This window comes from Streptomyces sp. NPDC089919, assembly GCF_040684615.1.
GTDB lineage: Bacteria > Actinomycetota > Actinomycetes > Streptomycetales > Streptomycetaceae > Streptomyces.
In genome coordinates this window covers 34,589-46,631 of the sequence record NZ_JBFBGK010000068.1, presented here as the reverse complement: position 1 = coordinate 46,631, position 12,043 = coordinate 34,589, and the positions used below count along the sequence as shown (strand labels likewise).

The 12,043-nt window shown below is 72.3% G+C and carries 7 protein-coding genes; 4 read left to right on the top strand and 3 right to left on the bottom strand.

Annotated elements, in window-relative coordinates:
* Window positions 1–286: 286 nt before the first annotated feature.
* A complete protein-coding gene (locus tag AB0O40_RS24800) occupies window positions 287–595 on the top strand; it encodes a putative quinol monooxygenase (protein ID WP_365045705.1) in 309 nt (102 codons plus the stop codon).
* A gap of 7 nt (window positions 596–602) precedes the next feature.
* Here the strand turns inward: AB0O40_RS24800 and AB0O40_RS24795 are convergent, their stop codons facing one another.
* On the bottom strand, window positions 603–1,913 hold the full coding sequence (locus tag AB0O40_RS24795) for an MFS transporter (protein ID WP_365045702.1): 1,311 nt from the start codon (window positions 1,911–1,913) through the stop codon (window positions 603–605).
* Between the two features lie 124 nt (window positions 1,914–2,037).
* Complete coding sequence (locus AB0O40_RS24790; protein ID WP_365045699.1) at window positions 2,038–2,364, bottom strand: ankyrin repeat domain-containing protein; 327 nt, start codon at window positions 2,362–2,364, stop codon at window positions 2,038–2,040.
* Between the two features lie 115 nt (window positions 2,365–2,479).
* Between AB0O40_RS24790 and AB0O40_RS24785 the strand changes: the two genes are divergently transcribed.
* The 3 genes from AB0O40_RS24785 (at window position 2,480) to AB0O40_RS24775 (ending at window position 5,288) form a co-directional block, all read left to right on the top strand.
* On the top strand, window positions 2,480–2,947 hold the full coding sequence (locus tag AB0O40_RS24785) for a hypothetical protein (RefSeq protein ID WP_365045697.1): 468 nt from the start codon (window positions 2,480–2,482) through the stop codon (window positions 2,945–2,947).
* Between the two features lie 200 nt (window positions 2,948–3,147).
* Window positions 3,148–4,365, top strand: a complete 1,218-nt coding sequence (locus AB0O40_RS24780; protein ID WP_365045694.1) for an RNA ligase — start codon at window positions 3,148–3,150, stop codon at window positions 4,363–4,365.
* A 5-nt stretch (window positions 4,366–4,370) separates the two neighbouring features.
* A complete protein-coding gene (locus AB0O40_RS24775; RefSeq protein WP_365045691.1) occupies window positions 4,371–5,288 on the top strand; it encodes an AAA family ATPase in 918 nt (305 codons plus the stop codon).
* A 60-nt stretch (window positions 5,289–5,348) separates the two neighbouring features.
* Here AB0O40_RS24775 and AB0O40_RS24770 read toward each other — a convergent pair whose 3' ends face one another.
* Window positions 5,349–11,873, bottom strand: coding sequence for an RHS repeat-associated core domain-containing protein (locus AB0O40_RS24770; protein ID WP_365045688.1), 6,525 nt, complete (start codon window positions 11,871–11,873; stop codon window positions 5,349–5,351).
* Between the last annotated feature and the right edge of the window lie 170 nt (window positions 11,874–12,043).

Genomic DNA, 12,043 nt, shown 5'->3' with positions numbered 1-12,043 from the left:
CTCGGCCACCGGCGAGGTCAGCTGGGTGCGCAGGCCCACCCCTGGGACTTCGCGGCTTCGCCGTGCCCTTCGGGCATCCCAGGCCCGGGCCTGCCTCCGGACCAGCCTGCCACGGGGCGTCAAGGGGCTGCCCCACACACCACGCCCACCCGCGCGGGGCGTACCGACTTGGGGCGTGCACGATCGGCCACCGGAGAGGTGGCTGAGGGGGCTCGGACGGTAGGGGAGTCGTCCAGGATGTGATCAAGGGGATCATCGGAGCAGGGGGCTGGCTACGCTGCCGGGCATGTCGCAGCCGCAGCCGGTACAACTCGTCATCCTGATCACCACCCTTCCCGGCCGGGGCCGGGAGCAGGTCGAGGCCTTCGAGCGGCTTGCGCCGGTCGTGCGGGCCGAGCCGGGGTGCCTGCGGTACGACCTGCACCGGGTGAGCGGTGATCCCGACCGCTTCGTGCTCATCGAACGCTGGGCCTCGCAGGCGGCGCTGGAGGCCCACGACGTCACCCCGCACATGGTCGAGGCCGACGCGGCCGGCCCGGCTTTCCGGGCCGGCCCCGCCCAGGTCCTCGTACTCGACGCCGACCCGGTGGCCTGACGGCGGATCAGGCGCCCGGAGCCCCGGCCGGGCTGGGCGAGCGACGGCCGTCGGGTGAGGTCTCCGGGCCCGTCAGGAGCGCGTCGGTGTCCTGCTCCGCCGGGTGCTTCCGGTGTTCTGCGTCGTCCGGGTCCTTCTCGGTGGCGACCGCCGCGGCGGACAGCAGGGTGACGGCGGCGAGGGTGCCCCACAGGGCGGCGTCGCCGTGCGGTGCGAGGGCGGTGATGACGGCCGGCGAGACGGCCATGCCCAGGCCGGTGGAGAACTCGAGGCGGGACACCGCGCGACCCAGGAGATGCGCCGGCGCGAGGCTGGTGACCAGCGCGGTGGAGCTGCCGGTGTAGACGATCTCGCCGAGCGTGCACACCACGGACACCGCGGCGACGGCCGGTGCGCCCCAGTCGGGTCCCAGCGCGGCGGCCCCGAGGAAGCCGATGTACGAGACGGCGAGCAGCACACCGCCGAGGATGAAGTTGGTCCGCCGGGTGAAGCGGGAGAGCGCGACGGTGACCGGCACCTGAAGGGTGACCACCAGCACCGTGTTGGACACGAAGACCGCCGCCGGCCACACCGGCGAGGCGTCCATGCGGGTCACCAGGACCAGGGGGATCGCGATCTCCGGGATGTTGAAGCAGAACGCGTAGATCACGTTCGCGCTCAGCAGCGCCCGCATCCGGGGCGCGGGCCCGGTGGCCGCCCCGGCCTGCCCGGCCGCCGCGCGCGAGGACAGGCGGACCGACCACACCAGGACCGCCGCGACGAGGTACGCGACCCCGGTGACGGCCGCCATCACCCGCAACGCGGAAGTGCCGCCGGCCAGGCCCGCGGTGGCGATCAGCGCGCCCACGCCGAGCCCGGCGTTGCGCAGGGACCGGCAGGCCGCGAGCGCGGCGTCCCGCTCCCGGCCGTGCGAGACCGTGGCCACCACGGCCGCATGCGCGGCCGGGAAGGCCTGGTTGCCGATGCCCAGGAACAGCGCCGCCGTGGCGAAGGGCCAGACCTGCCCCTCGGGAGTGGCCAGCAGGATCGCCACACCCGCCACCCGGACGAGGATCGAGGCCGCCACCACCGCGCTGCGGGCGCCCCGGTCCAGCCACCGGCCCACCACCGGCGTGCACCCGAGGCCGACCACGATGCCGCCCGTCATGGCGATGCCGGTGTCCGGCGCGGACAGCTTGAGCACCATCACCCCGTACAGCAGCAGGAAGGGCCGCAACAGGCCGGTGCCGAGGGCGTCGACGACCAGCGCGACGGCATAACGGGGGCCCCCGGAGGCTTGGAGGAGGGCACGAGAGCGGATCATGAGCGCGTTCGGCATGGCGACAAGAGTGCAGCCCCGCCCCGGATCCGTCGCGTCAGTTGACGGAGATCGTCAATCGAAGCCCCCGCCCACCCTGCAACACAGCCGCCCGGGCGGCGATGACGGGGGATGACCTGGAGGTTCAGCCCCTCCGGCCCGCGATGTGGGCCCGCAGCAGTTCTGCCGCCGGGGCGTGGCCGTAGTGGTCCGCCAACCGCATCGGTGTGGTGCCACTCGGATCCGCGAGCTCCGGATCCGCCCCGAAGGCGAGGAGGACGGCGGTGGTGTGCACCGTCAGCGGCAGGCCGCCCTGGAGGGCTCCGTCGCCCTCCGCGTCGATCGCATGCGTCAGGAGCGTCATGCCCATCTGCACCTCGTCGGGATCCGCACCACCGGCGAGCAGCCGGGCCAGGCCTTCCGCATCCTCGTGCTCGACAGCATGGTGCGCAGGCGTCCACTGTTCCATCACCCCACCATCCAAACAGCCGCCCCCGCACATCCGGCCGACGGGATCCCGTCCCGCCCCCGGGAACGCAGCACGGCCCTCCCGCCCCGCACCGGCCGCCGCGTGCGATTCTGCAGCGATGGACACGTTCGGGACGCGGCTTGATGCCGCGGGAGAGTGGTGGGCGGCCGCCGTCGAGGAATCGCAGGAGGGGCGCTGGGTCCGTGATGCGCTGGAGCGGCAGGTCGTGGCCGACATCGGGGCGGCGACCAATCCCCTGCACGGGGGTCGGCTGCCGCCGTTCACGGAGGACTCCTGGCACGTCCGCATCGGGCGGATCGCCAACTGGGCCGGGGTGCTACGGCTCGCGGCCCGGGCGGGGGGTTGGGAACTCCGGCCCGTCGTCGGACGCGCCCCCGCACACCCCGCCGGCATGGCCGAGCTGCTGTCCGCCGTCTACGCGATCGGCGAGCAGGGCGAGGAGTGGATGCGCCAACTCCTCCGCGAGCGCCGCGTACCGCCGGAGCGCGACATCGCGCGAGCCGAGGCGTTCCTGACCGGTCCCGGATCGGTGGAGGACCTTGAGGCCTTCTTCTACGACGACTGACGGCCGAAGCCGTCATTCCGCTCCCGGCCCATCACGGTCGCGAGCACCGCCGGTGGGAGGGCGCCCGGTGCGGGGAAGGTGGGGGCGGGGGGAACCGAGGGTTGAGGTTCGGCGTCTTGGGGGTGGTTGGCCTGGGGATATTCGTTTCCGGATCAAGGGGCGGGCGGGGGAGGATGGCGCATCATCTGAGGGAGGGACCCATGAGCCAGGACCGCCTGACTCTGCATGACCTGATGCCCGCCGACGAGCTCGCCGCGGCGATCGAGGCCGGGCAGGTCAGCCGCAAGACGCACCCGGAACTGCCGCTGTCGATCTACACCTACACGCGCGTCTGCCAGTACGCACGCGTCTGGAACCGGGTCACCGTCCGCTGCCGGGGACTGGTGGCCGACGACGTCAGCGGCGCGGTCGTCGCCCTCCCCCTGCCCAAGTTCTTCAACGTCGGCGAACACGAGACCGGCCAGCCCTACGCGCCCGCCCTGCCGGACGAGCCCTTCGAGGTGTTCGACAAGGTCGACGGCAGCCTCGCGGTGGTCTTCCACTACGCGGACCGCTGGCGGGTCGCCTCCAAGGGGTCCTTCACCAGCCAGCAGGCCCGCTGGGCGCAGCGCCGGCTCGACGCGGCCGACACCGCGCGGCTGGTCCCCGGCGTCACGTACCTCGCCGAGATCGTCTACCCCGAGAACCGCATCGTCGTCGACTACGGCGACCGCCGCGACCTGGTCCTGCTGGCGGCCCAGGCCCCGGACGGCACCGAGGTGCCGCTCGACGAGGCCGCCCCGGCCTGGACCGGCATCGGCACCGTCGTGCGCCGCTGGCCCGCGATGCCGCTGCCGGAGCTGCTGCGGCTCACCGCCTCGAACACCCTGCCCGGGGGCGGCCGGTCCACCGGCATGGACGCCGAGGGGTTCGTGCTGCGGTTCGCCTCGGGAGTGCGCGCCAAGGCCAAGATCGCCGAGTACGTACGCCTCCACAAGGTGCTCACCGGAGTCACCGAGCGCGACATCTGGCGCGGCCACGGCATCCAGCGGTTCGCGGGCGTCTCCGCCAAGCGGCTCGCCCAGGGCCTGGGCCTGTCCGTCTCGGAGCTCTCGGGATCGCGGTCGCAGGACGGCCGCCCCCTGGACGCCCTGCTGGAGCAGGTGCCGGACGAGTTCGACGCCTGGGTGCGCGGGCTGGTCGAGGGCCTGGAGAAGTCCTTCGCCGAGCACGAGCGCGCCATCGACGAGGCGTACGCCTCGTTGGTCCATCTCGCCTCCGACCGGGCCGCCTTCGCGCGCGCCGCGCGCGGACTGCCGGACCGGGAGCTGCGGGCCGCCCTCTTCCAGCGGCTGGACGGCCGCTCCACCGAACTGCACACGTGGCGCCGGCTCCGGCCGGCCGCCGCCGACCCCTTCAAGAACGACGAGGAGAACTGATCGACGTGCCCCAGGTACACGTGATGACGGGGCTGCCCGCATCGGGCAAGACCACCGCCGCCCGCGCCCTCCAGGCGGAGTCGGACGGCCGGCTGCGCCGGGTCAACCTGGACGACCTGCGCACCATGCTGGACGTCCCGGCGCCGGAGCGCGGCCGCTCGCACTCCCACGAGCAGACCGTCCTGGCCGTCCAGGACGCCGCGGTCCGGGCGGCCGTCGAGGACGGCTTCGACGTGGTGGTGGACAACACCCACCTGACCCCGCACATCCCCCGGCGCCTGAAGGCCGCCGTCAACGGCCTCGACGCGGAGTTCGTCGTGCACGACTTCACGCACGTACCGCTGGAGGAGTGCCTGCGGCGCGACGCGGCCCGGGAGCGGCCGGTCGGCGAGGAGATCATCCGGATCCTCGCGGACAAGCACGCCAAGTCCCGTCGCGGCGGCTGGCAGTTGACCGCAGAGTGGCTCAACGCCCGCCCGGCTGCGGTGCCGTACGTGGCGGACCCGGCGCTGCCGGCCGCGGTGCTCTGCGACATCGACGGCACGCTGGCGCTGCGCGGCGACCGCGGCCCCTACGACTTCAGCCGCTGCGACCAGGACCTGATCAACGTCTCGGTACGCGGCGCGCTGGCGTCCTTCCGGGCGGCGGACGGGGACACGATCGTGCTGCTGTCCGGCCGCAGCGAGGACCACCGCGCCCTGACCGAGGCCTGGCTGGCCGAGCACGAAGTCCCGTACGACGAGCTGTGGATGCGGGCCTCGGGCGACGGCCGCAGCGACGACGTGGTGAAGGCGGAGCTCTTCGACGCGCACGTCCGCCACCGGTACGCGGTCCGGGTCTCGCTGGACGACCGGGACCGGGTCGTGGCCCTGTGGCGCCACATGGGCCTGCCGACCTGGCAGGTCAACTACGGCAACTTCTGACCCGCCGCCCGAACGCCGGGGCCCCCGTACGCACGTCGCGTACGGGGGCCCCGGCGGCGGCTACTGCCGTCGGCCGTTGGCCCAGTATTTGGGCTGCCCGTCGTCGTTGGAGTGTCCCGGAATCGAGTCGGTTCCGTTGCTTGATGCCATCCCGTTCAGGGCAAGAACGTTGGGTGCCATGCCGGGCCGGTACTGCACGATCTCCATGTCGGGGTACGCGTCCTTGCTGCGGGACACGAAACTGTTCTGGCCTCGCAGCTGCACGACGACGTGGTTGTCGGCCGCGCAGCAGGGCATCTTGCTGTTGAGCCCGGACACGTTTGCGTCGATCGTCACCGTATCGCCGGCCACGACGATCGACGGATCGATGTAGTTGTGCAGGTCGCCGAGACGGCGATCCGGCGGTGGCCCGATCTTGATGTCGTGCGCTGGAATCATCTCGCCGTCGCCGCCCTTGCCGCCGAACAGCTTGTCCACGTAGTTCTCGACCGTGTCGACCAACCGTCCGTTGGTCGACGTGGACGGGGAGACCGTGAAGGTCGCTTCTCCGGTGGCGGTGTTGATGAACACCACCATTCGGGAGTCGGCTTCCGGATCTGTACTGAAGTCGCGGTTGTCACCGTAGAGACCGGGAATCGGATTCCCGGGCACACCGCCCGCGATCTTGTCGTGGATGAAGAAGCGGATCATGATGATGCCGTAGTCGGGGCCAGGAGTTCCGGTTCCGATGTTGACCCGCTTCGCGCCCTTCTGCACCTTGCCCCAGCCGGCGTTGCGCGCGTCTTGCCACTCGTCCGCACCCGGTGCGACGCGCGGTCCCGCTGGTGTGGCGGGCGAGGTGGTGGTCTGGCCCGACGGACCGTCGTCGCAGACCTGCACGTTGCCGCAGTACTTCGGCGGCGGCGGTGCGCACTGCCCGCGCCAGCAGTCCGGGTCGATCATGCCCGTCGGATCGCTGCTGGTGGCCGGGGCGTTGTGGGCGTAGGCGTAGCCGTGCATCTGCTGCGGGTCGGCGAGGTTCATCAGCGGGTCCACGCTGATGAAGCGGCCGAGGGACGGGTCGTACTCGCGTGCTCCGATGTGGGTCAGGCCGGTGTTGTCCTTCGGCTTGCCGAGGAAGCCCTTGTCGTCGGGCCAGGTCGCCGGGGCTTGGCCGCGCTCTTCACCGTACGGCTTCTGCGCGCGCCGGCTGATCGCCAGCGTGGCGGTGTCTAGTGTCGTGGTGCCGGTGCCGTGGTGGTCCCGGGCCATGTAGGACAGCGTGTCGGCACCGCTGGTGCCGGTGCTCCGGACGATGACCAGCGAACCGTCCGGACCGCTGTACGAGCGGGTGCCCGTCACCTTCTGGGAGGAGAGGGTCAGGGTGAGTTCGTCCGTGCCCAGGTACAGGGTGACCTTGTCGGGGTCGCGGCGGAGCAGCCGGGTGCCGCCCGCGTCGTAGAGGTAGGTGCTGGTGCCGGCCGCGCCCGTGTTGGCGGCCAGTTTGCCCTCGGGGTCCCAGGTCAGCGTCTGCTTGCCGGCCGGTGCGGGACGGGTCGTGGTGTTGCCGGTCGCGTCGTACGTGTAGGCGCCGGAGGTGGTGCCGGCGGGACCGGTGACCGTGGTGCCGGTGACGCCGTGCGGGCGGGCGGCGCCCGGGGCCGGGTTGGTGTAGATGGTCGTGGTGTCCTGCCCGCCCGCCGGGTCGTGGTCGACCAGCTTGGTGCGGTTGCCGGTCACGTCGAAGGAGTAGGACTGCCAGTAGGGGGCCGGGCCGCCGATGTCCGCGGTCTTCGGGGCCGACGCGCAGGCGGTGTTCTTGTCGGTCCAGGCCTCCGTCATCCGCTGGAGGTGGTCGTACGTGAAGCACTGGGTGTCGGTGGTGAAGCCGGCCGGTCCGTCGTCCCGGCGGGTGCTGACGGAGGTGAGGCTGCCGGAGGGCTGGTAGGTGTAGGTGGTGGCGTCGACGGAGCCGGTGACCTGGGTGTCGCCGGGGCCGGTCTGGCGGTCGAGGTTGGTGGCCGTCAGGCGTCCGGTGGCTTCGTCGTACTGAGGGGTGTACGCGAGCTGTTTGGGGACGTCGCCGTAGACGGCGCGGCGGACGCGGCCGAGGGGGTCGTAGCTGGTGCGGTTGACGTAATCGGTCTCCTCGCTCCACAAGGTGACGGGGAGTCCGGTGGCGCTGTAGCCGGTGGTGACGGTCTCGGCGGGGAGACCGCCGATCGCGGGCATGGTCACCGACACGGGCTTGCCGGTCACCGGGGTGTAGGCGGTGCTGGTCTGGTACGTGCCGGCGAGCTTGCCTTCGGCGGCGGGGACGGTCAGCTTGCTGCCGAGGGGGCGGTAGCCGGTGTCGAGAGCGGTGATCTGTGTGGTGTACGCCGCTCCGCTCTTGCCGCCGACGTAGCGGGTGGAGCCGTCGGCCTGGCCCTTGGCGAGGCGGTCGTAGGACCAGGAGGTCTGGAGGTTGGCGTCCGTCACCGCGTCCTTGTAGAGGCCCGTCTTGCGGGAGAGCTTGTCGTAGGTGGTGTGCAGGACCTGGCCGCGGGCGTCCTTGGTCCAGGCGACCCGGCCCACTGCGTCGTAGTGCGTCTCGGTGCGGCCCTTGTCCGGGTCCTGCTCGGTCACCCGGCGGCCCAGCAGGTCGTAGCCGTAGGACCAGGTGTTGCCGGCCGCGTCCTTGACCGTGCTGAGCTGGCCCCGGGGGTCGTAGGTGTTGGTGGTGGCGGTGAAGGCGGCGGCGTCGTCGCTGCCCGCGTCGGACCGGTTCTTGTACTGGCGCAGCTCCGCCGTGTGGCCCCGGGCGTCGGAGAGCACCGTGGTGGCGGTGCCGCCGAGTGGTGGGACGGTGGTCGTGCGGTCCGCGCCGGCGTACGTCGTGCTGGTCCGCCACTGCTCCACGGCGTGGGAGGAGACCGTCTGGGCGGTGGCGCGGCCCTGGCCGTCGTAGAAGGTGCCGTTCTGGGAGGGCACCGCCGTGTCCTCGGCGAGGAAGCGGGTGCCGGAGGGGGCGGTGGTCTTGTCCCAGTAGGGCTGGTTGGTCTTCACGACCCGGCCGAGGGAGTCGTAGAAGGTGTCGGTCAGGATGCGGCCGGGGGACTCGTCGATCGGCGCGGCCTGGGCCTGCCGGACCTGGAGGAAGGCGTCCAGGATCTGGTAGTCGGTCTGGTAGCGGCCGTCGTCCCGCAGCGTCCTGGTGGTGACCACCGTGGGAGCGGTCCGGCTCAGTGCGTACCCGAACTCGAGACTGGGGGTCTGGGTGGCTCGGTTGCGGCCCGGCTGCCAGACCTTGGTGACCCGGCCGGCCGGGTCGTAGGCGAGTTCCGACACGTGGTTGTTGAGGTCTGTGGTCTTCACCGGCAGGTTGCGGCTGGTCGCGTACTCGACGGTGGTGGTCCAGCCGCTGCCCATGGGACCGGTGACCGCGACCTTCGTCGGCGGCGCGCCGGTGGCCGGGGTGTAGACGGTGCTGGTGGAGTTGCCCAGTGAGTCGGTCAGTCTGACCGTGCGGCCGTAGCCGTCGTAGTCGGTGACGGTGTCCAGGGTGTGGGTGGGGGTGGCGCCGTCGTAGGCGTCCACGACCTGCTGGGTGGTGGCGGCGCCCACGCTGCCGATCTCGCCGTAGGGCTTGCCATCGTAGAGGGTGCGGGTGTGCGCGTAGGTGGTGTCCTTGCCGGGAGCAGTACCGCAGTCACCCGTCACGGACACGGTCTCGACCGGCAGGTTCAGGATGCCGGCCGACGCGTTCGAGGCGTACGAGGTCTTCGTGCAGAAGTCGGGCAGGCCCTGCGCGGAGTCGAGCACAGCCATCGGCAGGCCGGAGGCACCGTCGAAGGTGGTGGACTGCGAGGTGGTCCGCCAGCTCCCGTTGGCCAGGCGGGATCTGGTGGTCACCTCGGCCGTCCGGACGGACTGGGCGGTCAGGTCCGGGAGGCCGCTGCCCCGGGCCCGGCGGGCGGTGACGGGTCCGGTCCAGGGCTCGTTCACGGTGTTCGCCGCCAGGGTGCCACCGTCTCCGGTGAAGCTGCGCGTCTCCCGTACGAAGCCTGCGAGTTGGGGGGCGTCCGCGGTGCTGCTGTCGGGGATCGTGACGGAGCGGCGGGTGCCGTCGGCCTTGTAGTCGCCGTCCATGCCGCGCAGGTAGACGGTGGACGACTGGGTGGTCTTGTCGACGGGGTTGGCCTGGGTGTTGCCCTTCCGGGCGATGACTTCCGCGTAGCCGCGGAAGTCGTTCCAGGTGCGGGACTTGGTTTCGGTGAGTTCGCTGTCGTCGCGGTGCCAGGCGGCCGGGCCGAGGTATTCGTAGCGGGTGGTGCGGGTGGGGGAGGGGTCGGCTCCGGCGGAGGTGGCGTCGACCTCGGAGATGCCGGCGACGACGTACTTGTGGAACCAGTCGAGGGTGGGGTCCATCGGGGTACCGGGGGAGGGGTTCCAGAAGACGGGGTAGCAGCGCTTTCCGTTGGCGTCGGGGGCCGGGAACTGGCCTGGTGCACAGTCCGGTTGGGCGTAGTCGACGGCGACCCGCAGGCCCGACTCGGTCGTGATGGCGGTCATGCGGCGGCGGTTGAGGGGCGGGAGGTTGTCCTTGCCGGTGTCGACCCGGTTGGGCATCAGCCGACCGGCGAAATCCGTCGCGGGAAGCGCCAGTTCGGCCGCTCCGTCATGTGCTGTCCGGGCGATGGAGGCGAGCCAGAGGGAGGGCGTGCTGCCGTCCTGGGGGTCGGGGTATTCGTGGCTGAGGGTCCACTCGTCGACGGTGGTGGGGGTGCCGCCGGTGAGGGACTGGGTGGTGATCCTGGCGAGTCGCTTGGTGGTCCAGAAGGTCGGCGCGTGGCTCTTGCAGTCCTTGACGGCCGAGCCCGGGTCGCAGTTCTGGTCGAAGGGGACGTCGGGCCAGGCGGTCGCGGTGGCCTTCACGGGCGGCTTGGTGCAGTCGGCCTGGACGTTGAGGGCGGGGTCGCAGCGTTCGGCCGAGGTGAAGAGGATCCGGGCGGTCGGGCCCGTGGTGTCCGTCAGTTTCGATCCGTAGCCGATCTCGGTGAGGACGCCGCCGCGGGTGTAGGGGGTGAGGGTGCCGTCGGGGTGGGCGGTGTCGGGGTTGCGGGCGTAGTGGTTGGTCTCGGTGGCGTAGGTGTAGGTGACCAGGCCGGCGCGGGTGTCGACGACGTAGTCGAGGTTCCAGCGCCAGGCCTGCTGGCACCAGGAGGTGGCGAAGTCGCTGCGGTAGCAGGGTTCGCCGGTGTTGTTGGCGTGGACGGGGCGGGTCCAGGTGGCGTGGGAGGCCGGGCCGGTGGTGGTCCCGGGCTTGGTTTCGGCGCCGAAGTAGTACTGGATGCCGTCGGTGGTGGTGATCTTCCAGTACTCGCCGTCGTTGTCGCCGTTGGAGAGGCCGGAGGGCAGCGTGGCGAGTTCGACCTTGGTCTGGGAGCCGTCGGCGGTGCGCCATTGCTTGGTGGTGTCGTCCTGGATCAGGGCTGTGGCAGAGCCGTTGAGGGACATGGTGACCGGCTGCTTGCCGCTCCAGCAGGCTTCGCCGGTGTTGTCCTTGCCGTCCTGCTTGCAGCTTTGGTAGGAGCGTTCGATGTAGCCGGGGCTGTAGTCCCAGCCGTCGCCGATCCAGGAGGACTGGGCGTTGCGGCTGACGGTCCGGCCGTCCACGCTCGCGGAGTCGTACGACAACGTCACCGAAGGGGCCGCGCCACCCGGAGCCGGGGGCAGGGTCAGCGGGTACGCCCAGCTGAAGGTGCCGGTGTTGCCGCCGGCCGACCAGGCTCCGGTGGGAGAGAGGGTGGTCGCCGTGTAGTCACCGGCCGAGCCGGACGGCGCCGCGGTGGCCGCGAGGACGGTCGCGCCGGCGGCTGCCGCGGTGACCGCCTTGGAAGGCGCTCCGGAAGCCGGTCCGGCAGTCGATCCGGTCCGGGCGGTGGCTCCGGGGGCACCCGCCGGGAGCAGCACCTCGGCGGTCAGCCGGCCGTCCTTGACCAGGTTGCGCGCGCCGCGCACCGGCGTCTGGGTGCGGCACGCGGCGCGCTGCGGGGTGGTCAGCGCGCAGGAGGGCAGGGCCACCAGCCGCAGCCGCGCGGCCCAGTCGCCGCCGTACGCGGCCCGGACGGCCGTGTAGTCGAGGCCCACCCGCACCCGGCCGGCCGCCGCCGCGTCCCGCGGGGTGAGGGAGACCAACAGGCCCTCCACGCCCGCGCGTCGGGCCGCGTCGCGGTCGGCGACGGCCACCCCGACCCGGGCGCCGGTCGCGGCGACGCCGGGTCCGGCATCGCGTGCGCCGGCTGCGTTTGCCGCGGCGCTCGGCGCCGTGGTCACCGAGACGGGGACGCCCGCCGCCCGCGCGGACCGTCCGGCCGACGGGATCCGCAGTTCGGCGGCGGTTGCCGCCGGCCACCGGCTCGGGCGGGTGCGCCAGTGCGGGGCGCGGTCGCCCGGCGGGGCGGCCGGGCGCGCCTTGGGGGCGGGGCGGCCGGGTACCGACGGCACCTCCCGCAGCGCCGGGGGAGACCAGAGGCGGTCCTCCTTGGGTCCCAGCCCGCCACCGGGACCGGCGGCGACGGCCGCGGGTGCCATCAGGACCAGCGCGGTGAGGGATGCGGCCACGGCGGGAGTCCTTAGACCCCCGCCCCGCCAGGTCCGCCGGTGTACGTCCCCCGTCGCCGGCGGACCGGGATCCGGGGACGGCGCGGGGCCTGTCGGGGGCCGCCCGCCGACCCGGGTCCCCCTCCGGGGTGTCCACCCACACGACCGTTGGAGCGTGCTGAGCGATGTCC

Coding starts and splice junctions, on each gene's coding strand:
- AB0O40_RS24800 (WP_365045705.1), top strand. CDS start 287: ATGTCGCAGCCGCAGCCGGTACAACTCGTCATCCTGATCACCACCCTT.
- AB0O40_RS24795 (WP_365045702.1), bottom strand. CDS start 1,913: ATGCCGAACGCGCTCATGATCCGCTCTCGTGCCCTCCTCCAAGCCTCC.
- AB0O40_RS24785 (WP_365045697.1), top strand. CDS start 2,480: ATGGACACGTTCGGGACGCGGCTTGATGCCGCGGGAGAGTGGTGGGCG.
- AB0O40_RS24780 (WP_365045694.1), top strand. CDS start 3,148: ATGAGCCAGGACCGCCTGACTCTGCATGACCTGATGCCCGCCGACGAG.